Origin of the sequence: Pararhodobacter zhoushanensis (genome assembly GCF_025949695.1) — a bacterium.
Taxonomy (GTDB): Bacteria; Pseudomonadota; Alphaproteobacteria; order Rhodobacterales; family Rhodobacteraceae; genus Pararhodobacter; species Pararhodobacter zhoushanensis_A.
Genome location: NZ_JAPDFL010000001.1, coordinates 4246740 through 4270332 on the forward strand (window position 1 = coordinate 4246740; position 23593 = coordinate 4270332).

Annotated in this window: 21 protein-coding genes and 3 pseudogenes; 14 read left to right on the top strand and 10 right to left on the bottom strand. The window is 64.4% G+C overall.

Annotated elements, in window-relative coordinates; all coding sequences use genetic code 11:
- Window positions 1-180 precede the first annotated feature (180 nt).
- The 9 genes and pseudogenes from OKW52_RS21195 (at window position 181) to OKW52_RS21235 (ending at window position 8585) form a co-directional block, all read left to right on the top strand.
- Entirely contained in the window at window positions 181-948 is a 768-nt protein-coding gene (locus OKW52_RS21195) for an outer membrane protein (RefSeq protein WP_264507473.1), read from the top strand.
- 285 nt (window positions 949-1233) lie between these two features.
- Window positions 1234-3125, top strand: a pseudogene (locus OKW52_RS21200) (propionyl-CoA synthetase).
- A 148-nt stretch (window positions 3126-3273) separates the two neighbouring features.
- Window positions 3274-3654, top strand: a complete 381-nt coding sequence (locus OKW52_RS21205; RefSeq protein ID WP_264507474.1) for an Hpt domain-containing protein — start codon at window positions 3274-3276, stop codon at window positions 3652-3654.
- A complete protein-coding gene (locus tag OKW52_RS21210; RefSeq protein WP_264507475.1) occupies window positions 3651-5048 on the top strand; it encodes a sigma-54-dependent transcriptional regulator in 1398 nt (465 codons plus the stop codon). The genes OKW52_RS21205 and OKW52_RS21210 overlap by 4 nt, the downstream gene beginning before the upstream one ends.
- On the top strand, window positions 5045-5881 hold the full coding sequence (locus OKW52_RS21215) for an SDR family NAD(P)-dependent oxidoreductase (protein WP_264507476.1): 837 nt from the start codon (window positions 5045-5047) through the stop codon (window positions 5879-5881). Before OKW52_RS21210 ends, OKW52_RS21215 begins: the two co-directional genes overlap by 4 nt.
- 75 nt (window positions 5882-5956) lie before the next feature.
- Window positions 5957-6160 (top strand): twin transmembrane helix small protein, encoded by a 204-nt coding sequence (locus OKW52_RS21220; protein WP_264507752.1) that lies wholly within the window; start codon window positions 5957-5959, stop codon window positions 6158-6160.
- 14 nt (window positions 6161-6174) lie between these two features.
- Window positions 6175-6747, top strand: coding sequence for a cob(I)yrinic acid a,c-diamide adenosyltransferase (locus OKW52_RS21225; protein WP_264507477.1), 573 nt, complete (start codon window positions 6175-6177; stop codon window positions 6745-6747).
- A gap of 149 nt (window positions 6748-6896) precedes the next feature.
- A complete protein-coding gene (locus OKW52_RS21230; protein WP_264507478.1) occupies window positions 6897-7658 on the top strand; it encodes an electron transfer flavoprotein subunit beta/FixA family protein in 762 nt (253 codons plus the stop codon).
- Window positions 7658-8585: pseudogene (locus OKW52_RS21235) on the top strand (electron transfer flavoprotein subunit alpha/FixB family protein). Before OKW52_RS21230 ends, OKW52_RS21235 begins: the two are co-directional and overlap by 1 nt.
- A 69-nt stretch (window positions 8586-8654) precedes the next feature.
- Here OKW52_RS21235 and OKW52_RS21240 read toward each other — a convergent pair.
- A complete protein-coding gene (locus OKW52_RS21240; RefSeq protein WP_264507479.1) occupies window positions 8655-9266 on the bottom strand; it encodes a DUF6473 family protein in 612 nt (203 codons plus the stop codon).
- A 197-nt stretch (window positions 9267-9463) separates the two neighbouring features.
- Here OKW52_RS21240 and OKW52_RS21245 point away from each other — a divergent pair, with 197 nt between their 5' ends.
- Window positions 9464-10339, top strand: coding sequence for a 3-hydroxybutyryl-CoA dehydrogenase (locus OKW52_RS21245; protein WP_264507480.1), 876 nt, complete (start codon window positions 9464-9466; stop codon window positions 10337-10339).
- A 180-nt stretch (window positions 10340-10519) separates the two neighbouring features.
- Here the strand turns inward: OKW52_RS21245 and OKW52_RS21250 are convergent, their stop codons facing one another.
- The 6 genes and pseudogenes from OKW52_RS21250 to OKW52_RS21275 all read right to left on the bottom strand — a co-directional run bounded on the left by OKW52_RS21250 (window position 10520) and on the right by OKW52_RS21275 (window position 14956).
- Window positions 10520-10792: an HPr family phosphocarrier protein gene (locus OKW52_RS21250; RefSeq protein ID WP_264507481.1), complete on the bottom strand. Its 273-nt coding sequence runs from the start codon at window positions 10790-10792 to the stop codon at window positions 10520-10522.
- A 7-nt stretch (window positions 10793-10799) separates the two neighbouring features.
- Window positions 10800-11189 (bottom strand): annotated as a pseudogene (locus tag OKW52_RS21255) (PTS sugar transporter subunit IIA); the annotation flags it as partial.
- Between the two features lie 5 nt (window positions 11190-11194).
- A complete protein-coding gene (gene rapZ, locus OKW52_RS21260) occupies window positions 11195-12073 on the bottom strand; it encodes an RNase adapter RapZ (RefSeq protein ID WP_264507482.1) in 879 nt (292 codons plus the stop codon).
- Between the two features lie 24 nt (window positions 12074-12097).
- Window positions 12098-12520: an HPr kinase/phosphorylase gene (locus OKW52_RS21265; protein WP_264507483.1), complete on the bottom strand. Its 423-nt coding sequence runs from the start codon at window positions 12518-12520 to the stop codon at window positions 12098-12100.
- Window positions 12517-14211: a sensor histidine kinase gene (locus tag OKW52_RS21270; RefSeq protein ID WP_264507484.1), complete on the bottom strand. Its 1695-nt coding sequence runs from the start codon at window positions 14209-14211 to the stop codon at window positions 12517-12519. The genes OKW52_RS21265 and OKW52_RS21270 overlap by 4 nt, the downstream gene beginning before the upstream one ends.
- A 43-nt stretch (window positions 14212-14254) precedes the next feature.
- Window positions 14255-14956, bottom strand: coding sequence for a response regulator transcription factor (locus tag OKW52_RS21275; RefSeq protein ID WP_264507485.1), 702 nt, complete (start codon window positions 14954-14956; stop codon window positions 14255-14257).
- Window positions 14957-15306: 350 nt separating this feature from the next.
- Between OKW52_RS21275 and OKW52_RS21280 the strand changes: the two genes are divergently transcribed.
- Together OKW52_RS21280 and OKW52_RS21285 are read left to right on the top strand one after the other, a co-directional pair.
- Window positions 15307-16905: a phosphoenolpyruvate carboxykinase gene (locus OKW52_RS21280; RefSeq protein WP_264507486.1), complete on the top strand. Its 1599-nt coding sequence runs from the start codon at window positions 15307-15309 to the stop codon at window positions 16903-16905.
- Between the two features lie 4 nt (window positions 16906-16909).
- Entirely contained in the window at window positions 16910-17515 is a 606-nt protein-coding gene (locus OKW52_RS21285; RefSeq protein WP_264507487.1) for a DUF3859 domain-containing protein, read from the top strand.
- Here the strand turns inward: OKW52_RS21285 and OKW52_RS21290 are convergent.
- Complete coding sequence (locus OKW52_RS21290; protein ID WP_264507488.1) at window positions 17484-18254, bottom strand: sulfite exporter TauE/SafE family protein; 771 nt, start codon at window positions 18252-18254, stop codon at window positions 17484-17486. The genes OKW52_RS21285 and OKW52_RS21290 overlap by 32 nt on opposite strands.
- Window positions 18255-18417: 163 nt before the next feature.
- On the opposite strand from OKW52_RS21290, the gene OKW52_RS21295 reads away from it, so the two are divergent.
- Both OKW52_RS21295 and OKW52_RS21300 read left to right on the top strand, forming a co-directional pair.
- A complete protein-coding gene (locus tag OKW52_RS21295) occupies window positions 18418-20091 on the top strand; it encodes an acyl-CoA dehydrogenase family protein (RefSeq protein ID WP_264507489.1) in 1674 nt (557 codons plus the stop codon).
- Between the two features lie 80 nt (window positions 20092-20171).
- The gene (locus tag OKW52_RS21300; RefSeq protein ID WP_264507490.1) at window positions 20172-21182 is read left to right on the top strand and encodes an NAD-dependent epimerase/dehydratase family protein; all 1011 of its coding nucleotides are present in this window, start codon (window positions 20172-20174) and stop codon (window positions 21180-21182) included.
- On the opposite strand, the gene OKW52_RS21305 is transcribed toward OKW52_RS21300, so the two are convergent.
- Both OKW52_RS21305 and OKW52_RS21310 read right to left on the bottom strand, forming a co-directional pair.
- Window positions 21183-22415: an MFS transporter gene (locus OKW52_RS21305; RefSeq protein WP_264507491.1), complete on the bottom strand. Its 1233-nt coding sequence runs from the start codon at window positions 22413-22415 to the stop codon at window positions 21183-21185.
- 362 nt (window positions 22416-22777) lie between these two features.
- Entirely contained in the window at window positions 22778-23560 is a 783-nt protein-coding gene (locus OKW52_RS21310) for an NAD kinase (RefSeq protein WP_264507492.1), read from the bottom strand.
- Window positions 23561-23593: the final 33 nt, after the last annotated feature.

Below are 23593 nucleotides of genomic sequence, written 5' to 3' on the forward strand. Positions count from 1 at the left end.
CCAACGCACTACGCGGCTGTGGCACCGCCACAGCCGCGTAGTGCGCGACCCCCAAAAGGCAAGCGTTGTCGCCAAATTTTGCGACTAATGTTTACAAAACTCTTTGTTACAACTCTCGCGGGTGGACGAAGGCACCGAGCTATTCGGCCAAGGTGATTTTTGTTCGGAGAGGGTAGAACCATGAAACAACTGCTTTGGGCCACGACGGCCCTGACGATCAGCGCATCCGCCGCATTTGCCAGCGGACCGCAACTGTATACCGACACCACCGTTGAAACGGTCGCGATGACCACGCCTGCCCCGTGGCAAGGCCTGTATTTCGGTGGGTCGCTCGGCTTCGGCGCCAGCAACTACGACCTGGGCGGCACCTATGCCGCACCGACGCCCCCGCTGAACGTGGACCTGAACCTGCCGGATCTCGGCGGCGAAGGCGCGTTTGTCGGCCTGCAAGCGGGCTACAACCACCAGATGTCCGACCGCATCGTCGTCGGCCTGCAACTGGACGGCACCTTCACCGGCATCACCAACGATACCGCGCTGAATGCAACGCTGGGCACGGACACGCTGAGCGCGACCTACGACCTGTCGCCGAGCACGATCTACACGCTGGCCGCGCGCGTTGGCTATCTGACCTCGCCGGACACGATGGTTTACGGCCTGCTCGGCTATAGCCGCGCCAACTACTCGGGCGATCTGAACGTCAGCATCAACGGCACGTCGGTCTTTGCGGACGACTATTCGTTCTCGATGGACGGCGCTGCGATCGGCGTCGGCATGGAAACCCGCCTGAGCGCGCGCACCACGCTGGGTGTTGAGTACCGCTACAACCACATGGGCCGCTACGAGCTGTACAACGGCCCCCTCGGTCTGGCTGCGAGCGACACGCTGAACGCTGGCTTCGACGCCTCGATCCACACCGCGCGCGTTTTCCTGAACTACAGCTTCTAATCCCAGGACCTCGTAACCCTGAGATCCGAGAGGGCGCGGCCAACCGGTCGCGCCCTTTCTTTATGCCGAAGTCCGGGTAAAGTGATTCCCGTCGCAGCACTTTGCAAACCCGCAATACCCCGCGCAAAACCGCTTGCTTTCCTTGACGCTTTGCAAAGATTAGCTGCGACACTTTGACCTTTTCTGCAAATTCATGCGCTGACCACCAACCTGTCAGCCGGTAACAGAGTTGCGTCGCCAGCGTGTCGCTGCGTAACTGCTCCTCAGGACGAGGAGGAGGGTTTCATGACCTATGCAGACGTGTATCGCCGCTCGATCGAGGATCCCGAAGGGTTCTGGATGGAGCAGTCTGAGACCATCGATTGGGTAAAGCCCCCTCCAAAGCCCTCTTCGCGGACAACGCGCCCCTGTACGAATGGTTCAAGGACGCGCAGGTCAACACCTGCTGGAACGCCGTCGACCGCCATGTCGAGGCCGGGCGCGGCGATCAGCTGGCGATCATCCATGACAGCCCGATCACCCATTCGACCAAGGGCATCACCTACCGCGAATTGCAGTCGCGGGTCGCCTCGCTGGCCGGGGCGCTGCGGGCCAAGGGGATCGAAAAGGGCGACCGGGTGATCATCTACATGCCGATGATCCCCGAGGCGCTGGAAGCGATGCTGGCCTGCACCCGGCTGGGCGCGATCCATTCGGTGGTGTTCGGCGGATTTGCCGCCAATGAACTGGCCGTGCGGATTGACGATGCGACGCCCAAAGCGATTATCGCGGCGTCCTGCGGGCTCGAACCGGGCCGGGTGGTGCATTATAAGCCCCTGCTGGATGCGGCGATTGACGCGGCAACGCATAAACCCGATTTCACCGTCATCTTTCAGCGCGAACAGGAAGTCGCCAAGCTGATCGAAGGCCGCGATTTCGCCTGGCATTCGTTTCAATACGGGGTCGAGCCTGCCGAATGCGTGCCGGTATCAGGCGATCATCCGGCCTATATTCTCTACACCTCGGGCACGACGGGCCAGCCCAAAGGCGTTGTACGCCCGACGGCGGGGCATCTGGTTGCGCTGCAATGGACGATGAGCGCGAAATACAACATTGCGCCGGGGGATGTGTTCTGGGCGGCCTCGGATGTGGGCTGGGTCGTGGGCCATTCGTATATCTGCTACGCCCCGCTGATCGCCGGGGCGACGACCATCGTGTTCGAGGGCAAGCCTGTCGGCACGCCCGATGCCGGGACGTTCTGGCGGGTGATCCAGAACCACAAGGTCAAGAGCTTCTTCACCGCCCCCACCGCGCTGCGCGCGATCAAGCGCGAAGATCCGACGGGCGAATTCATCAAGGATTACAACCTCAAGAACCTGCAGGCGCTGTTTCTGGCCGGTGAACGGGCCGATCCTGACACGGTGAACTGGGCGGCCGAAAAGCTGGGCGTGCCGGTGATCGACCACTGGTGGCAGACAGAAACCGGCTGGGTGATTGCGGGCAACCCGATGGGGATCGAGCTTTTGCCGATCAAGGTCGGCTCGCCCACGGTGCCGATGCCGGGCTATGACCTCAAGGTGTTGGACGAAGGTGGCCACCCGCTGCCGAACGGTCAGCTGGGCGCAATCGCCATCAAGCTGCCGCTGCCGCCGGGCACGCTGCCGACCCTGTGGAACGCCGAGGCACGGTTCAGGAAAAGCTACCTCACCACCTTCCCCGGCTATTACGAGACCGGCGACGCGGGCTATCTGGATGCGGACGGCTATGTCTACATCATGGCGCGCACCGACGATGTGATCAACGTCGCCGGGCACCGCCTGTCCACCGGCGCGATGGAGGAAGTGCTGGCCGGGCATCCCGACGTCGGCGAATGCGCGGTGATCGGCGTGACGGACGCGCTGAAAGGACAAATGCCGCTGGGCTTTTTGTGCCTGAACAAGGGTGTGAACCGTCCGGCTGACGCGGTGATCAAGGAGTGCGTCGCGCTGATGCGCGACAAGATCGGCCCGGTCGCCGCGTTCAAGCTGGCGGTGGTGGTGGACCGCCTGCCCAAGACCCGCTCGGGCAAGATCCTGCGGGCGACGATGGTCAAGATTGCGGATGGCGAATCCTTCAAAATGCCGGCGACAATTGATGACCCCGCAATCCTGACAGAGATTGAAACAGCGCTGAAATCCATTGGATACGCAAAACGCTAAGCTTTTTGCAAAACCACGCGCGTAAAGTTGCCCTGCCAACACGTTGGCAGGGCACTTGTATATAGAAAATACAATTCATCCCTTGATTGTGTCGCGTTAAGAAAGCAATCTCCGACCGTAGGGGTTAAAGGTGTGAATACAAACGCAAATGGATGATCGCTTCATCATGAGTACCCGCGGCCAGACCCCCCCGGCAGTGGATGACAATGTGCTCCAACGCCTGTTTGAGATGGGCGATGCCGCCCTCAAGCAAGCATTTTGCCAGCAATTTTTGATCGATTTCGGTCGACTGCGTGGCGCTATTTCGGGGGAAGACGGCAAGGAAGTCAGCCGTGCTGCGCATGAGCTCAAGGGCTTGGCCGCAACCGTCGGCGCGATGCGTCTGGCGGATCTGGCCCGCCGTTTCGACGCCATTGCCGAAGGCATGGCACCCGCAGCACGCAATGCCGTCGCTGTGCCGATCGAGCGAGAGATCGACGCAGTCATGGCGCATCTGCGCGCGGCGGCACAGGATCCAACAGACGTATGAACTCTTCCCTTCCTGCCGATACGATCCTGCTGGTCGAGGATACGCCGTCGCTGCAAATGATCTACAAGGCAGCACTGGCACGCGCCGGTTTCGAGGTCGAGACCTGCGGCACCGCGGCCGAGGGTCTGGCGGCATTCCGGCGTCTGAAGTCCAACATCATTCTGCTGGACCTGATGCTGCCTGACCGCACCGGGCTGGAGGTGATGATCGACATTCTGCGCGAAGCGCCGCAGACCTGTGTGATCGTCATCACGGCCAATGGCTCGATCAACAAGGCGGTCGAGATGATGCGCGCCGGGGCGCATGAATTTCTGGTCAAGCCCTTCGACGATCAGCGCCTGATCGGCGCGATCGAGAACGCGCGCAAGTCGCTGCGCCATCGCCCCCCTGCCCCGACCCGCGATGCTGCCGAGGCCTTGGTGCTGCCGCCTTTCATCGGGCGCTCGGCACCGATGATGGCGGTCTATGACAAGATCAGTTCGGTTGCGCGCTCGATGGCGACGGTGTTTGTCACCGGCGAAAGCGGCACCGGCAAAGAGCTGTGCGCCGAGGCGGTTCACCGGACATCTGCCCGCGCGGGCGGGCCGTTCATCGCGCTGAACTGCGGGGCGATCCCGGTCGATCTGCTGGAAAGCGAAGTTTTCGGCCATCTGCGCGGCTCGTTCACCGGGGCGATATCGGACAAGATGGGGGCGGCAGCGGCGGCCGATGGCGGCACGCTGTTTCTGGACGAAATCTGCGAGATGGACCTGAACCTGCAAACCAAGCTTTTGCGCTTCTTGCAGACGTCGACCATCACCCCCGTCGGCGCGATCAAACCGCGCAAGGTCAACGCGCGCATCATCTGCGCCACCAACCGCAACCCGCTGGAAGAAGTCCGACGCGGGCGGTTCCGCGAAGATCTGTATTACCGCCTGCACGTCGTGCCGATCCACATGCCGCCGCTGCGCGACCGGGGCGACGATGTGAACGAGATCGCCGAGCGTCTGGTCGCCGAAATGGCGGCTGAGGAAGAGCATGTCTTCAACAGCATCTCGCCGCGTGTGCGTGAGCTGTTCCGCACGCTGCCGTGGCCGGGCAACGTGCGTCAGCTGATCAACGTGCTGCGCAATGTGGTGGTGCTGAATGAGGGGCCGGTGGTCACCGTCGAAATGCTGCCGCCGGACCTGCTGGCCGACCAGCCCCGCATGACCGAGGCCACGTCAGAGCGGGCGGGCATCAGTCTGGGCGAACTGGCCGGGCGCACGCTGGCCCAGATCGAGCGGATCGTGATCGAGGATGCGCTGGCCCGGCACGGGGATTCCGTGCCCAAGGCGGCGCGGGAACTGGACGTGTCGGCCTCGACCCTCTATCGCAAACGCGAAGCTTGGGACAAAGCCGAAGGCCGCAAATGACACCATCGCCGCGCGCGATCCTGATCACCGGCGCATCGTCGGGGATCGGATACCACTGTGCTCATGACCTGCGGGCGCGCGGTTGGCGGGTCTTTGCCTCGTGCCGGGCCGAGGCGGATTGCGAGCGCCTGCGCGCCGAGGGGTTTGACAGCCCGCGACTGGATTACGCCGACACCGCCAGCATCAAGGCCGCGTTGTCCGAGGTTCTGGCGGCAACCGGCGGCACGCTGGACGCGCTCTATAACAACGGCGCGCATGCCTGCCCCGGCGCGGTCGAGGATCTGCCAACCGACGCGCTGCGCGAGATTTTCGAGGTCAATGTCTTTGGCTGGCACGAACTGACCCGGCGCGTCATCCCGGTGATGCGGGCGCAAGGGCACGGGCGGATCGTGCAATGCTCCAGCGTGCTGGGCTTTGTGCCCTACCGCTGGCGGGCAGCGTACGGTGCGTCAAAATACGCGGTCGAGGGGCTGAGCCGGATTTTGCAGCTGGAAATGGCCGACACGCCGATCAAGGTGGTGCTGCTGCAACCGGGGCCGATCAGCTCGAAAATCCGGGTGAACTCGATCCCGCATTTCGAGCGCTGGGTGGACTGGCGCGCCAGCCCGCGCCGCGCGCAATACGAGGGCGATCTGCTGCAGCGCCTGTACCAGCCCGGCCCCAAGGATCGCTGGGAACTGGGGCCAGAGGTCGTGGCGACAGCGCTTGTCACCGCACTGGATCACCCCAACCCGCGCCCCAGCTACAAGATCACCACGCCGACCAAGGTGATGGGCTGGGTCATGCGCCTGTTTCCCGAGCGCACGATTCGCTGGTTTTTGGCGCGACAATAGGGGCGCGACGATCTGGGGGCTGGTATCTTGGCGCAGAGACGCTAAGTCAAAGACCAACCCCGGAGGCCCGCCATGTTGCTCAACGATCCGCTCTTTATCATCGCCGCCATTGCCTCGCTCATTGTGCTGGGCATCTTGATGTTCGGCATTGGCAGCTTTGCCAAGGGCGGAGCGTTCAACCTGCGCAACGCCAACAAGATCATGCGCTGGCGTCTGGGTGCGCAATTCGTTGCCGTGATCCTGATCGTCGGCTTCGCCTGGATCCGTTCGCGGCACTGACAAAGGGGCGTTTCATGGTTGTACTGAACAAGATTTACACCCGCACCGGCGACAAGGGCGACACCGCTCTGGGCAATGGCCGCCGCGTGCCCAAAGACGATCTGCGGGTCGAGGCGTATGGCACCGTCGATGAAACCAACGCCACGGTCGGGCTGGCCCGCCAGCATGCCAGCGGTGAGATGGATGCGGCGCTGATGCGCATCTCGAATGACCTGTTCGATCTGGGTGCCGATCTGTGCCGTCCCGATATGGCCGGGGACGCAGCCGCCGAATATCCGCCGCTGAGGATGATCGACGCGCAGGTGGACCGGCTGGAAGCAGAAATCGACGCGATGAACGCCAGCCTCTCGCCGCTGCGCAGCTTCGTGCTGCCGGGCGGTTCGGCGCTGGCCGCGCATCTGCACCTGTGCCGCACCGTCAGCCGCCGGGCCGAGCGCCTGTCGGTCGCGCTGGCGCGCGAGGGCGATGTGAACCCGGCGGCGGTGAAATACCTGAACCGGTTGTCGGACTGGTTCTTTGTCGCCAGCCGTGCCGCCAATGAAAACGGCGCGGGCGATGTGCTTTGGGTGCCCGGCGCCAATCGTTGACGCTAACGGTATCCGACGCGGCGTTCCTATCGGGTGCAGGGTCGTTTTTTCCCTGTTTTCCGCGCTGCAGAGAGGCTAGGAAAACGGGCAGCGTCAAACAGCTTGTCTGTCGATGACCGGCAGGCGTTGAGAAAGGGAGAACACCACCCATGAAAGTTCTGGTGCCCGTAAAACGGGTGATCGACTATAACGTGAAGGTCCGCGTGAAGGCCGATGGCTCGGGTGTCGATCTTGCGAACGTCAAGATGTCGATGAACCCGTTCGACGAAATCGCCGTCGAAGAGGCGATCCGTCTGAAGGAAAAAGGCGTCGTGACCGAGGTTGTCGCCGTATCGATCGGCGTCCGCCAAGCGCAGGAAACGCTGCGCACCGCGCTGGCGATGGGCGCAGACCGCGCGATTCTGATCGTGGCTGCTGACGACGTTCACACCGATATCGAGCCGCTGGCTGTCGCCAAGCTGCTGGCAGCGGTGGTCAAGGAAGAAGAGCCGGGTCTGGTTCTGGCTGGCAAGCAAGCCATCGACAACGACATGAACGCCACCGGGCAGATGCTGTCGGCCCTGCTGGGCTGGTCGCAGGCCACCTTTGCGTCTGAAGTCGATATTGCCGACGGCAAGTGCAAGGTCACGCGCGAAGTGGACGGCGGTTTGCAGACCATCGAAGTGACGATGCCGACCATCGTCACCGTCGATCTGCGCCTGAACGAGCCGCGCTATGCCTCGCTGCCCAACATCATGAAGGCAAAGAAAAAGCCGTTGGATGAAAAGACGCCCGCCGATTACGGCGTCGATGTCACACCGCGCCACACGGTGGTGAAAACCACCGAACCCGCCGCCCGCAAGGCTGGCGTGAAGGTTGGCTCGGTTGATGAGCTGATTGCGAAACTCAAAGACGAAGCGGGGGTGATCTGATGGCCGTTCTGCTGCTGGGTGAAGTCACCGATGGCGCGCTGAACCGCGACGCCACTGCCAAGGCCGTGACGGCCGCCAAGAAAATCGGCGATGTTGTCGTGCTCTGCGCCGGGGCCTCGGCCGCCGCTGCGGGCGCCGAAGCCGCCACGATTGCCGGTGTGTCCAAGGTGCTGGTCGCCGAGGATGCCTCGCTCGGCCACCGTCTGGCCGAGCCGACCGCGGCGCTGATCGTGTCGCTGGCGGGCGATTACAGCCACATCTTCGCGCCCGCAACCACGGACGCCAAGAACGTGCTGCCGCGCGTCGCCGCCCTTCTGGACGTGATGGTGCTGTCGGATGTCTCGGGCGTGGTTGATGCGCAGACCTTCGAGCGCCCGATCTATGCCGGCAACGCGATCCAGACGGTGAAATCGTCCGATAGCGTGATCGTCGCCACCCTCCGCACCTCGACCTTCGAGGCTGCCGGTGACGGTGGCTCCGCCCCGGTCGAGACCATTGGTGCTGCGGCCGATCCGGGTCTGTCGAACTGGCTGGAAGACAAGGTCGCGGCGTCTGATCGCCCTGAACTGACCTCGGCCGGGATCGTCGTGTCCGGCGGTCGTGGTGTGGGTTCGGAAGAGAACTTCAAGATCATCGAAGCGCTGGCCGACAAGCTGGGCGCCGCCGTTGGCGCGTCGCGCGCAGCGGTCGATCTCGGGCTTTGCGCCGAACGACTGGCAGGTTGGCCAGACCGGCAAGGTCGTGGCACCGGCGCTGTATATCGCTGTCGGCATTTCCGGCGCGATCCAGCACTTGGCCGGGATGAAGGATTCCAAGGTCATCGTCGCGATCAACAAGGACGAAGAAGCCCCGATCTTCCAGGTCGCGGATTATGGTCTGGTGGGCGATCTGTTCACCGTCCTGCCGGAACTGACGGAAAAGCTGTAAGGCACGGTGGGGTAAAACCCCACCCTACGCCAGGCACCAAGGCCCGCCAGCATTGGCGGGCCTTTCGCGTCAGGCGGCACGGCGTTGCAGTGCGGCGCAGACGGCGTCACATCCCAGACCCCGGTTATCAGGGTCCAGACGGATACGGTGACGCCCCTCGCCCGCGATGGCAGGACGTTGCAGCCATGCCTGCGCGGGAAGCTCGATCAACACCCCCCGTCGCGGAAAGCGATCCAGCAATTGCCGCATGCGGTCGGACCAATGCTGCTCAAGCGCGCGGCGGATCAGCATGAAGCGCTCAGGACAGACGCCTGCCAGCGTGTCCAGTGCGTGCCCGGTGAAGGTGAAGGGGGCAAAATCCACGTCCGGATAAAGCGCCTTGAGAACGGGTGTGGCCGCCACAAAGCGATCATTGCGCCGGGGGTGCACGGTATAGAAGGCGTTGGACAGGTTGCCCAAGGGCGGCAGCACCAGCACATAGGTGCTGGCCGCCTGCGCGGCCTCGGCCAGAAGCGGGTCGGCAAGGTGCCAATCCACCCCCTCAACCTGCGCGGTGGGCGCCAGCAGGCGATCCAGCGCGCGACGGGCCAACCGTGGCGTGATCCGTCCCGGCCCCCGCTCTCCGATCAGCAAAAGCGCGCGATGGCGCAGAACGACCTCAGCCCGAGTGTCCCGCATCATCGGCACAATCGGACAGTCGCCTGCAAAACGATGCAGACCTTGTTGCATGGACCCCAGTCCCCTTTTCGTCACCCGCTACCGAGTCTCGCGGCAAAACGTTACGATCCGCTTACCGGCAGTCCGCCCAGCCGCGTCCGGCCCTTGCACCCCCGCCGCCGGCAAGCATAAGGTCACCGCACGTCAGACAGGGGACCGGAATGGATATTCAAAGCGTTGGCATCGTTGGAGCGGGTCAGATGGGCAACGGCATTGCCCATGTCTTTGCCCTTGCAGGCTATGATGTGCTGCTTAACGACATCTCGGAAGAGGCGCTGACCAACGCTGTTGCCCTGATTGATCGCAATCTTGAGCGACAGGTCCAGCGCGGCAAGATCGAGGCCGACGTCAAAGCCGCCGCGATGGCGCGGATCCGCACCACGTCCCGGCTGGCGGATATCGGCCCCAGCGACCTGATCATCGAGGCCGCGACCGAACGCGAGATGGTCAAGCACGCGATCTTCGAAGACCTGCTGCCGCACCTGAAACCGCACACGATCCTGACGTCGAACACCTCGTCAATCTCGATCACCCGGCTGGCCAGCCGCACCGACCGGCCCGAGCGGTTCATGGGGTTCCACTTCATGAACCCGGTGCCGGTCATGCAACTGGTCGAACTGATCCGCGGTATCGCCACGGACGAGCCGACGTACAAGGCGCTGCTGGCCGTCGTTGAAAAGCTGGGCAAAACCGCTGCGAGCGCCGAGGATTTCCCGGCCTTCATCGTCAACCGCATCCTGATGCCGATGATCAACGAGGCGGTCTATACGCTCTATGAAGGCGTCGGCAATGTCCGGTCGATCGACGAATCGCTCAAACTGGGCGCGAACCACCCGATGGGGCCGCTGGAACTGGCGGATTTCATCGGGCTGGATACGTGTCTTGCCATCATGAACGTGCTGCATGACGGGTTGGCGGATACCAAGTACCGGCCCTGCCCATTGCTGACCAAATACGTCGAAGCCGGCTGGCTGGGCCGCAAGACGCAGCGCGGGTTTTATGACTACCGCGGCGAGGTCCCGGTCCCCACGCGGTGAAAGAAGGGGGGCCAGCCCCCTCTGCGCTAAAGCGCATTCACCCCCCGGGATATTTGAAGAGCAAAGAGGCGCAGGGTTAATGAGGCGTTAAGCCGCATTTTCTGTCTCTCAGTATCCGCAAGGCGCCCCCTTTGGGCGGGGGTGCTGAGGCGGCAGCCCCCGCTTTTCATCGGGTAACGCTCAGAACGGCTCGCCGAACCTGCTGGCCACCAGCTTTTCCAGCGCGGCGATCAGCGGGGCGGCCTGTTCACCGGTCGTGCGCACGCGGATTTCGGTGCCGCGCGAGGCGGCGAGCATCAGCAGGCCCATGATCGAATCGCCCGAAACGCTCATGCCGTCTTTCTCGACTTCGGCGGCAGCGTCATGAGCCTCGACCACCTCGACGAATTTGGCCGAGGCGCGCGCGTGCAGGCCCTTTTCGTTGACGATCTTCAGAACCTTCTCGGCGCTCACACCCCGCCCCCCCACTCATCTCATACGAATTGATGTATTTGCGGCCCGCGTCCAGCGCCAGGGCGGCGGCCTTGGCGACGCTCAGGCGACGCGATTTGGCCAGTTTGATCAGCATGGGCAGGTTGGCACCGTACAGAATGCGCCGATCGGGCGCACAACAGGCGGGCATCGACAGGTTCGACGGCGAGCCGCCGAACATGTCTGTCACCACCACCACCCCGTCGCCCAGATCCACCTCATCGGCAGCCGCGCGGATTTCGGCGGATTTGGCGCCGCGGTCGTGGTCATATTCGATGGAAATCGCCTTTATGCCAGCCTGTTTGCCAACAACATGTTCCACGGCCGCGAGATACTCGCGGGCCAGTCCACCATGTGCGACGATCACGATTCCGATCACGCCCGTTACCTTTGCTTCCCGGGGCCCGCCATAAGGCCGCGCCGATCCAGCTCCCTGTGTCTCTTTGACACTCGCCAGCCCTGCTCTGCAAGCACCCGCGACATTTTTTCTGCGAGTGCAACAGAACGATGTTTTCCCCCCGTACACCCAAATGCGATGGTGAGCGAGGTCTTCCCCTCATCGACAAACGCATCCAGCAGCGACGAAATCAGCCCGCGCACACGCTCGAAGAAATCGTCATAGCGCGGGTCGGCGGCGACGTGCTCGGCAACTGCCGCGTCGCGGCCATCCATGTCGCGCAGGTCGGGCACCCAATGGGGGTTGGCCAGAAACCGGCAGTCAAACACCATATCCACGCCGCGCGGCAGTCCGCGTTTGTACGAAAAGCTCTGGATCGCCAGCGACATCGGCCGCCCGTCGCGCGGGGCGAACCATTGCGAAATCTCGGCCCGCAGCTGGTGCGGGGTCAGTTGGGTCGTGTCGATCAGCACATCGGCGCGTTCCCGCACCGGCTGGAGCAGCTCCAGCTCGTGCTCGATCCCCTGCATCGGTGCGCCTTCGGGGCTGAGCGGGTGGCGGCGGCGGGTTTCGGAATAGCGGCGCACCAGCGTGTCGGCGTCGCAATCCAGATACAGCAGATCCGAGGCCACGCCCGGCAAGCGGTGGAGCCGGTCGACCAGCTCGATCAGCGCTTCGGACGAGAAGTCGCGGTTGCGCGCATCCAGCCCCAGCGCCAGCGGGCGCGGCAGGGGCGGTCCGTCCAGCAGGCGCGGGATCAGCGACAGCGGCAGGTTGTCGATGGATTCAAAACCCAGATCCTCAAGCGCGTTGATCGCCGAGGAACGCCCGGCGCCCGAGGGGCCGGTGACCATCACGACACGCATGGGAGGGGGAGAATCTTGCATCCGTCAGCCTTGAGTCCGTTTCGTCAGCACATAATGTGTCAGGGCGCGGGCGAAAGAGCCATCCGGGCGACCCGGAAGACACTCTATCGTGACCCCGGCCAGCGTGCGCGTCTGCGCATCGGGCATGCGCGCGGCCGGTGCCGCAAGGTCGACGGCCACCACGATGCGCGCCAGCCGGCGGGCGAGCAGCCGCACCAGCCCCAGACCGCGCGCTTCGATCAGCCCTTCGATGCTGCGCGGAGCGCGGGCAAAGAGGGCGTCGTTGTCAGCCGCCAGAAAGACCTGATCATCGGCGACAAGCTGCGCGCCGCAGCCGATCAGCGCCAGTGCCAGCCGCGATTTCCCCGCCCCCGATGGCCCCAGAATCAGCACACCGCGCGAGGGGCCGAAAGCCACCGCCGAGGCGTGGAGATTGGCCGCGCTCACAGCGGCAAGCCGACGACGAACCGAGCCCCCAGCGGCGGCGAATTGCGGTCGGCGTTGGTCGGGCGGATGTTCTCGGCCCAGATCACCCCGCCATGCGCCTCGACGATCTGCTTGGAGATCGCCAGCCCAAGGCCCGAGTGGTTGCCGAAGTCTTGCAGCCGTTCGGAATAGAACCGCTTGAACACCTTGGACAGCGCCGCGTCGGGGATGCCGGGCCCGGTATCCTCGACCACCACCAGCACGCGGTTTTCGCGTTTGCGCGCCCAGATGCGCACCGCGTCCCCTTCATTGCAGAAGGAAATCGCATTGGTGATCAGGTTGACGAAGACCTGCGCCAGACGGGCCTCAAGGCCCTGGATCAGAATCGCCTCGCGGGGCAGTTCGCTGATGAACTCGACGCCCTTGGCCTCGGCCTCCTGCCCCAGATGCTGCGACAGGTTCTCCAGCGTCTTGCACAGGTTGAAGGTTTCTTCCTCTTCCTTGACCAGTTCACTGTCGAGGCGTGAGGCGTTCGACGTGTCGGAAATCAGCCGGTCGAGACGGCGCACGTCGTGCTCGATCACTTCAAGCAGGCGGTTGACCTGATCTTCCCGCTTGGCGACGCGCAGCGTGCCGACGGCAGAGCGCAGCGAGGCGAGCGGGTTCTTGATCTCATGCGCGACGTCGGCGGCGAATTGTTCGTTGGCGTCGATGCGGTCATAAAGCGCCGTGACCATGCCGCGCATAGCGACCGACAGGCGGCCGATCTCGTCGGGGCGGCCCGCCAGATCGGGGATGCGCACCCGGCCCGGCGACATGCGGCGGGCGTTCTTGTCGCGGCCCAGTTCGGCAGCGGTCGCCAGATCGGCAAGCGGGTTGGCGATGGTCGAGGCCAGCACCAGCGACAGCCCGACCGACACCAGCAGCGCGACGATGAACATCTGCAAGACCTGCTCGCGCTCGGAGCGCAGCATGTTCTCAATCGCCGCAGGGATCTGCTGCATGATCACCACGCCGACCGGCGCACCGTCTTGCAGAACCGGGGCGGCGGCGAGCATGCGAAACCCGTCATCCAGACGCAGAACGCGGCTCGAGGAAACCCCGTCCATCGCTTCGGCGTGCAGATCGGCCAGCAGGGTGGCCGGATCCGGCTGCGGCGATCGGTCCCCCGGCACGACGGCGGACATGGCGGACCAGATGGTGTCCAGCGTGTCCGAAATCAGCGTATGCGGGGCGCTGCCCTCATCCAGATCGCCAGAGCTGCGGGTGCCCGTGCCCCGGCGCGCCGTCTCGATGGTGCTGTCGCTGGCCAGCACCAGAACCTCGGTCTCGGTGTTCAGGGTCAGGCCGTCAACGGCCTGCACCCGCGCGCGCCGCGCCTCATCGCTGGCATAGCCCGGCTGACCGGGCAACAGCGCGGGCAGCGCGCCCATGACATCGGCGATCGCCTCGGCCTGCGAGACCAATCCCAGTTCGTGCTGACGCGCCAGCGAGTCGCGGAAAGGGTTGGTGAACAACACCCCCGCCACCAGCAGCACAAGCGCAAGCATATTGAACAGGATGATCTTTCGCGCCAGAGGCGAGTGAAAGATCGAAAACAACCCACGGCGGGCACGGTGAATGCGTACTTCCGTATCGACCGCGCTCTGCGGCCGAACCCAATCGTCCCCAAGGACGACTTCAGCGCCGGGTACCCCGGTCTGCGTGTTCACCTATGCCCCCACCGCCTTGTGTTATCGTGGGCGTACCTGAAACTCAGGCTTCGTTATATTTGTAGCCAATACCGTAAAGCGTTTCGATGGACGAGAAGTCTTCGTCGACCGACCGCATTTTCTTGCGCAGGCGCTTGATATGGCTGTCGATCGTGCGGTCATCGACATAAACCTGATCGTCATAGGCCACGTCCATCAGCTGATCGCGGCTTTTCACGAAACCGGGGCGCTGGGCCAGCGCCTGCAGCAGCAGGAATTCGGTCACGGTCAGCGTGACATCCATGCCCTTCCACGTCACGGCGTGGCGCAGCGGGTCCATCGACAGCGAGCCGCGCACCATGACCTTGGTGTCTTCGGTCGTGCCGACCTCGTTGGTTTCGACCGCTTGCTGGCGACGCAGCAGCGAGCGGATCCGTTCGATCAGCAGGCGCTGCGAGAAGGGTTTCTTGACGTAATCGTCGGCCCCCATGCGCAGGCCGAGCACCTCGTCGATCTCGTCATCCTTGGAGGTCAGGAAGATCACCGGCATCTGCGTCTTCTGGCGCAGGCGCTGGAGCAGCTCCATGCCGTCCATGCGGGGCATCTTGATGTCCAGCACGGCCATATCCGGCAGTTTGCGGTTGAACGCGTCCAGCGCTGACTGACCATCGTTGTAGGTCTCGACCTCGAAGCCTTCGGCTTCAAGCGAGATCGACACCGACGTCAGGATGTTCCTGTCGTCATCGACAAGGGCTATCTTTGACATTTGCCTGTCCTTGTATGCTGCTCAATGGTCTTTTTTGTTAATCATTGTGGTGTTTTCCGCGTAGAGAATCAACTGAATAGTCAAGAGTGCGTGACGCACTGAGTCCAAAATAGCGCGCTTTGGGTGAAGAATCCGCTTATCGGCACATCGCGTTCCGATTGGCTGCGACAGTTTGCGATAACACGACCATGTTGGCGCTAAAGGGGGAAATGTGTCCTGTTCCTCCGCGAAATCGCCATGATATAGGCCACATGACGGTTGAGGAGACCAGTCGCCGGAACGCCCAAGGCAGGGGGCTGGTCCGGGTTTTTCTATTTCCAAGCCACGCGGCAAGGCTAAGGAGCGATCAAATGACTGCAGGACGCGTCAACCCCACTCAACGGCTCGAAGATCAGGGCATTACCGGACTGGGTTCGGTTGCCTACAACCTGATCGAACCCGCGCTGGTGCAAGCCGCACTTGATCGTGGCGAAGGGACGCTGGGCAAGGGCGGCTCGTTCCTCGTGACGACCGGCCAGTTCACTGGCCGCTCGCCCAAGGACAAGCACGTCGTGCGCACCCCTTCGGTGGAAGACACCATCTGGTGGGACAACAACCGCCCCATGACGCCCGAGGCTTTCGATCGTCTCTATGACGACATGATCGCCCACATGGCGGGCCGCGACTATTTCGTTCAAGACCTGTTCGGCGGTGCCGATGCCGATCACCGTCTTGACGTGCGTGTCGTGACCGAGCTGGCGTGGCATGGCCTGTTCATCCGCCACCTGCTGCGCCGTCCGTCGCGCGAAGAGCTGGACAGCTTCGTGCCCGAGTGGACGATCATCAACTGCCCCTCGTTCAAGGCTGACCCCGAGCGTCACGGTTGCCGCAGCGACACGGTCATCACGCTGAACTTCGACCGCAAGATCATCCTGATCGCCAACACCGAATACGCCGGCGAGAACAAGAAATCGGTCTTCACGCTGCTCAACTACATCCTGCCGGGCAAGGGCGTGATGGCGATGCACTGCTCGGCCAACCACGCCATCGGCGATCCGGATGACTCGGCGGTGTTCTTCGGGCTGTCGGGCACCGGCAAGACCACCCTGTCGGCTGACCCGTCGCGCACGCTGATCGGCGATGACGAGCATGGCTGGTCGGAAAAGGGCATCTTCAACTTTGAAGGTGGCTGCTACGCCAAGACGATCAACCTGTCGGCCGAGGCCGAGCCGGAAATCTACGCGACCACCACAAAGTTCGGCACCGTGGTCGAAAACATGGTCTTCGATCCCGAAACGCTGGATCTGGACTTTGAAGACAGCAGCCTGACCGAGAACATGCGCTGCGCCTATCCGCTCGATTTCATCTCGAACGCGTCGGACAACGGCCTTGGCGGTCACCCCAAGAACGTGATCCTGCTGACCTGCGACGCCTACGGCGTGCTGCCCCCGATCGCGCGGCTGACCTCGGCGCAGGCGATGTATCACTTCCTGTCGGGCTTCACCTCGAAGACCCCGGGCACCGAGCGCGGTATCGTCGAGCCGACGCCGACCTTCTCGACCTGCTTCGGCGCGCCCTTCATGCCGCGTCGCCCTGAGGTGTATGGCAAGCTGCTGCAAGCCAAGATCGCCGAGTTCGGTTCCGAGTGCTGGCTGGTCAACACCGGCTGGACCGGCGGCGCCTTCGGCACCGGCAAGCGCATGCCGATCAAGGCAACCCGTGCGCTGCTGACGGCGGCGCTGAACGGCTCGCTGACCAAGGGCGCCTTCCGCAAGGATGCGAACTTTGGTTTCGAGGTTCCGGTGTCCTGCCCCGGCGTCGACGACAAACTGCTTGACCCGCGCAGCACCTGGGCCGATCCGGCAGCCTATGACGCGCAGGCCAAGAAGCTGGTCGGCATGTTCAGCGAGAACTTCGCGCAATACGTGCCCTATATCGACGATGACGTGAAAGCGGCTGCGATTGGCTAAGCCCTTGGCACGGTCATTAAACGCTCTGGCAGGCCCCGCACTGGTTGCGGGGCTTTGCCTGTTTGGCGCGATGGCGGTGGCACAACCGATGGGGCCTGTGTCACCGCGGGTGCAGGCCCTGACCGCGGGCCTGTTCTGCGCACCGCCCGAAGGCGACCGCCGCCCTGCCCCCGATACGCTGGCGGGGTGGGTGCATGTGCCAGACAGCCCGGTCGAGATGGTCGCGCAGGGCAACGCGGCCCCTGCCGTGATCGGCCTGGGCTTTGGCGTGCGCTATGCGCTGTCCGACCCGTCGCTGGCCCCCGGCATGGTGCTGCCGACACACTACACCGTCACACACCCGCCGATGCCGCCAAGCGCGGCGACCTCGCAAAGCTGGACGGGATCGCTGGTGGTCGGCACCATCGACACGGTGTTCTTCCAGTTCGATACGACGGAAGAGCTGCAACCGGGCGAATGGACCTTCACCGCCGAAGCGGGTGGCGAGGTGCTGTTTTCCGTGCTGTTCACCGTGACCACGCCCGCCGAGCTGCCCGCTTTGGCGCAGATCTGTCAGGGGGACGCGCTCATGTCCCTGCTCAGCCAAAGATCCCCCGGCGCAACAGGTTGAGCGAGCTGAGCAGCAACAGGATCAGCGTGTAGCGGCGAAAGCGCGCCTGATCCATGACGTCATGCGCGCGATACCCCAGCGCCATGCCCAGCGAAGCGGGCACCAGCATCGCCGCCGATAGCCAGATCGTCACCGAATTCAACACGCCCGAGCGCAGATGCGCCAGCGTCAGCACCACCGCCCCCATGGTGAAGATCACGCTCATCACGCGGACCATCTCGGTCTTTTCGACCTTGGCGGCCAGCAGATAGACGATGGCGGGCGGACCCCATGTGCCCGCGATCCCGCCGTACAGTCCGCCGATCAGCCCGGTGCCCAGCTCGATCACGTTGCGGCGACCGGGCGGGATGTCGGGCGACCAGCCGCTCAGTTGCAACAGCGCAAAGCCGAAGACTGCGACGCCCAGCAGCAGGAACAGCACCTGTTGCGGCAACACCACGACAAAGGGGGCCGAGATCACGATCCCCACCATCGTCGCCAGAATGATCCGCCAGAATTTGCGGCCCGAGGCGACGGCAGGGGCCATGCCCTGCCTGAGCGACTGGTGCAGGTTCGAGGTCAGCACCGGCAGGATCAGCGCGGCCAGCGCGGTCTGCGCCGACATGAAGGACGGCAGCACCGCGATCAGGATCAGCGGCATGGCAAAACCGATCGCGCCTTTGACGAACCCGGCGAACAGCGTGACCGCGCAGGCCGCAAGAAAAGCCCAGAGCGGGAGGCCCGCAACGATGGTGTCCATGTCAGAAATCCTTATGTCGGCACCGTCTTAGCGCGCAGCGAAATCCGCCGCACGGCGAAAATGAGCGCGACACTTTCATGCGGAACGTGGCGTCTCGTTGAATTATTGTTGCGCTGCGACTGCGAAAAAGTTATCGCTGCGCCAGCATTCAAAGGAGCCGCCCATGCCCCATGATGGACAGAGTATGACCGCCGACACCGCCCTGATGGACGGCCTGACGTCGCATGTCGCCGCCCTGCAAGCGCCGCTGGCCACCCTGCTGGCCACCGCGACCGAGCGTCTGCGCACCCGTGTCAGTGACGGCGGCAAGGTACAGGCCAAGCTGATCGACCAGCACCAGCGCGCCGCGCATGGGCTGGCGTGGCTGGCGACCTATGTCGAAAGCATCAAGCAGATGGGGGCCTGGGCGGAGAAGCTCGGCGCCGAGGGCCGCTTTGGCGAAATGGAAGCGCTGATCCTGCAGATCGGCTGCGGCGAGTATCTGGCGCAGATCCTGGGCGGTATCCCGATGACGCAGGGCGAGATCCTGCGCCCCGGTGACATCGGCCTGACCCCCGCCGACATGGCCCCGCTGGCCGATCAGCCCATTCTGGCGGGCAACTCGCCCGCCGCCCGTGCCCGTCTGGTCACGCTGATGCGCGACAACCACGGGCGCGCGACCTTTGGTGCCTCGGGGCTGGATGAAGAACTGGAGATGATCCGCGACCAGTTCCGCCGCTTTGCCGATGAGCAGGTCGTGCCCTTTGCCCATGAGTGGCACCTGAAAGATCAGTTGATCCCGATGGAAATCATCGAGTCGCTGGCCGAAATGGGCGTCTTCGGCCTGACCATCCCAGAGGAATTCGGCGGCTTCGGGCTGAGCAAGGCCTCGATGGTCGTGGTGTCCGAAGAACTCTCGCGCGGGTATATCGGTGTCGGCTCGCTCGGCACCCGCAGCGAGATCGCCGCCGAGCTGATCCTTGCGGGGGGCACCGACGCGCAGAAAGCCAGCTGGCTACCGCGCATCGCCTCGGCCGAGATCCTGCCGACGGCGGTGTTCACCGAACCCAACACCGGCTCGGATCTGGGCAGCCTGCGCACCCGCGCGGTCAAGACCGACAGCGGCGACTATGAAGTGACCGGCAACAAGACGTGGATCACCCACGCCGCGCGCACCCATGTGATGACCCTGCTGGCCCGCACCGATCCCAACACCAGTGATTACCGCGGCCTGAGCATGTTTCTGGCCGAAAAGATCCCCGGCACCGATGCCGAGCCCTTCCCCACCCCCGGCATGAGTGGCGGCGAGATCGAAGTGCTGGGTTACCGGGGCATGAAGGAATACGAGCTGGCGTTTGACGGCTTCAAGGTCAAGGGCGAGAACCTCTTGGGCGGGGAAGAGTGCAAGGGCTTCAAGCAGCTCATGCAGACGTTCGAGTCCGCCCGCATCCAGACCGCCGCCCGCGCCATCGGCGTGGCGCAGAACGCGCTTGAGGTCGGCATGGGCTATGCCGAGGACCGCAAGCAATTCGGCCGCGCACTGATCAACTTCCCCCGCGTCGCCGACAAGCTGGCGATGATGGCGGTCGAGATCATGGTGGCCCGCCAGCTGACCTATTTCAGCGCCTGGCAGAAAGACCACGACAAGCGCTGCGATCTCGAGGCGGGCATGGCGAAACTGCTGGGCGCGCGCGTGGCCTGGGCGGCGGCGGATAACGCGCTGCAGATCCATGGCGGCAACGGCTTTGCGCTGGAATACACCATCAGCCGCATTCTGTGCGACGCGCGCATCCTGAATATCTTTGAAGGTGCGGGCGAAATTCAGGCGCAGGTCATCGCGCGGCGGCTTCTGGACTGAGCAACGCTTGACCACAGACCGGACGCCGGGCACTTTTGCCCGGCGTTCCGCGTTTCATGGACGCCGCGAGCGGAGACGGCATGGCACAGCGGGTTTTCATCACCGGGGTTTCGGGCTTCATTGCCAAACACATCGCGTTGCAGGCGCTTGAGGCCGGGCATCGCGTCACCGGATCGCTGCGCAACCTTGAGCGCGCCGATGAGGTCCGCGCCGCCATCGCCCCCTTCCTGTCCAGCTTTCGCGCCATCGAGCGACTCGATTTCACCGCGCTGGACCTGACCCGTGATGACGGCTGGCGCGCGGCGCTGACGGGGCAGGACGCGCTGATCCACACCGCGTCGCCCTTTCCCGTCGCCCGCCCGCGCAACGCCGACGAGATCATTGCCCCAGCCCGCGACGGCACCCGCCGCGCGCTGACCGCTGCGGCCGATGCCGGGGTGCGGCGGGTCGTGCTGACCTCGTCATGTGCCGCCGTCTGGGGCCAGGTGCGCGCCCAAAGGCCCGCGACCGACAAAGACTGGACCGATCCCGCCGACCGGCGCATCGGGCCGTATGAGGCGTCAAAGACCATCGCCGAACGCCTTGCCTGGCAGATCGCCGAAGACCGGGATCTGGCGCTGAGCACGATCAACCCGGGCTGGGTGCTGGGCCCGCCGCTGGACGGGAACTTCGGGTCGTCGGTTGCGCTGATCCGGCGGCTTTTGTCGGGCAAAGACCCTGCCCTGCCCCATATGGGCCTGCCCGTCGCAGATGTGCGCGACATCGCGCGCATGCATCTGGCGGCGCTGGAAACGGACGCCAGCATTGGCGGGCGGTATCTGGGGGCCTCAGGCTCGCTCTGGCTGATCGACATCGCGCGGCTGCTGCAACAGACCTATCCCGACCGCAAACTGGCGCGGCGCGAGGCCCCGAACTGGGCGATCCGGCTGCTGGGTCTGGTCGATGCCGACGTGCGCGAGAGCACAGCCATGCTGGGCGAGCGGCGCGTGCTGGACACCAGCCGCGCTCAGCAAGAACTGGGGATGCGCTTTGTCCCGGTCGAGACCGCGATCAAGGATTGCGCGGCGGCGCTGGTGGCGATGGGCGCTTGATCAGACCGCCCGCCGCACCCGCGCCGACGGGGCAACGCCCAGCGCCGGATGCAACCGCCCGGCCACCAGATACATCGCCCCCAGCCCCAGACCGACGGCGGCAAAGATCCCCTGAATCGGCGCGAACAGCAGGATGACCGCCCCCAGCCCCGGCGTCATCACCCCCGAGACATCGCGAAAGCTTGAATAGACGGCGGCCATCTCGGTGCGCTCGGACGGCTTGACCGCCATCAGGAACGGCAACCCGCCGGACACGTCGAGCAACACCAGAAAGGCCGAAGCGGCGAAAAGGCAGGCGACGGCCAGCGCGGGGACCGGCGAAAGGGCCGCCAACAGAAACCCGACCGCGGCGCAGAAGAACCCGGTCCGGACGGCAGTCCGCACCGAATGCCGCTGCACCCAGCGCAGCATCAGCGGCGTGATGAACAAGAACGCGTTGGTGACCGAGACAAGGATACCGCCCAGTTCAGGGTTCAGCCCGCTCTCGATGGCATAAAGCGGCAGATAGACGATATAGCCCCACCACCCGCAGGAGCGCAGCACGGCAAACAGCCAGCCCGCAATCAGCCGGGGCTGGGCAAAGAACCGGCTCAGGAACGCCACCGGATTGGGGGCCGCGCCGCGTGCCCTTTGGATCAGCTTGCCATTGCCCAGCCGCAGCCACCAGAACACGGCGATCTGCACCAGCGCAAACACCGCCGCCAGCAGGAAGGGTGCGGGCGGCCAGAGCTTCATCAGGGCAACGCCGCTGACCGGCCCGGCGCTCCACGCCAGCGCGGAATAGAACATGCGCAGGGTCTCGGTCTTACCCAGATCGTTCTTGGCGACATAGTCGAGGACATAGGCGTTCAGGCAGATAAAACAGGTCACCGTCGCCAACGTGCAGCACACCAGTGCCGCGATGACCATCATCCCGCCCAGCGCCCCGCATATCCCGCCAACGACATACAGGCTGGCCCCTACCGTATAAAGCCACCTGCGCGGGATCAGCCGGTTCACCCACGGCAGCAACAGGCCAACGCAGAGCGAGGTCAGGCCGACGGCGAAATAGACGGTCGACACCGTGGCGGCATCGCCAAGGGCAGCATACATCGCCAGCGGAAACACCGACAGCAAACTGCCGCGAATCATCGCCTCAACGCCCGAGAGCGTGGCAAAGGCCCGCGCGCCGGGTTTGTAGGCGGCGGCAGAGGGCGGGTGGCGCAGCCACTCGGGAATGGAACGTTCGAACATCGGGGCCTCCGATGGCGACGGGACCGCAAAGCGCCCGGGCTGTCGCATCCAAAGGCGACGCGGACCGTGTCGAATTTCGGCGACGGCGGGAAAGCGGGGGGCTGCTCGCCCCCCGCACCCCCTCGCCAAAGGGGGACGCACGCGCCCCCTTTGGAAACCCCCGTGGATATTTAGAGAGCAAAGAGTGGCAAGGTTAACAAAATCTTAACGCCCCTCTTTGCTCTTCAAGTATCCTCGGGGGGTGAATTCGGCGTCAGCCGAAGAGGGGGGCGGAAAGCCCCACTTCGCGCGCCGCGCCAGCGGCGCGCCCGGCCCAACGGGAGCGGCAGGATCTGTGATCCTGTCGCGACGGGCGGGAGCCCCTAGAAGAACTGCTCGCGGATCAGCCGCTCTTCCAGCCCGTGGCCGGGATCGAACAACAGCCGGTGGCGCACCGCCGGTTCCGAGCGGATCTCGACCGTGACGACATCGCGCACCGATTGCCCGTCGCCTTCGGCCATCACCGGGCGCTTCTCGGGGTCCAGCACATCAAAGCGCACGGTAGCGGATTTCGGCAGCAAGGCGCCGCGCCAGCGGCGCGGACGAAAGGCGGCCATGGCCGTCAACGCCAGCACATCCGCCTCGATCGGCAGGATCGGGCCGTGGGCCGAGTAGTTATAGGCCGTCGAGCCCGCCGGCGTTGAGACCAGCGCGCCGTCGCAGACCAGCTCCTCCATCCGCACGCGCCCGTCGACCGAAATCCTGAGCCGCACCGCCTGCGGCCCCGAGCGCAGCAAGGACACCTCGTTGATCGCCAGCGCCTCGTGGATATGACCCTTGCGGTCCGTCGCGCGCATCGCCAGCGGGTTGAGCACCGTCTCCTGTGCGGCGGCCAGCCGTTCGGGCAGATCGTCGGTGGTGTACGAGTTCATCAAGAACCCCACCGTGCCGCGGTTCATCCCGTAGACCGGCACGTCGCGCGCCTGCGTCGCGTGCAGGGTTTCCAGCATGAACCCGTCGCCGCCCAGCGCCACGATCACCCCGGCCTGCGACAGGGGCGCGTCGCCATAGAGCGCGACCAGTTCGGCGCGCGCCTGTTGCGCGGCATCGGTCTGGCTGGCCAGAAAGACGATCGCTCCCCGCAGGGGATGCTGCTGCTCCGGCACTGTCCGCTCTCCTTCGCGCTATGTGGCACAGGT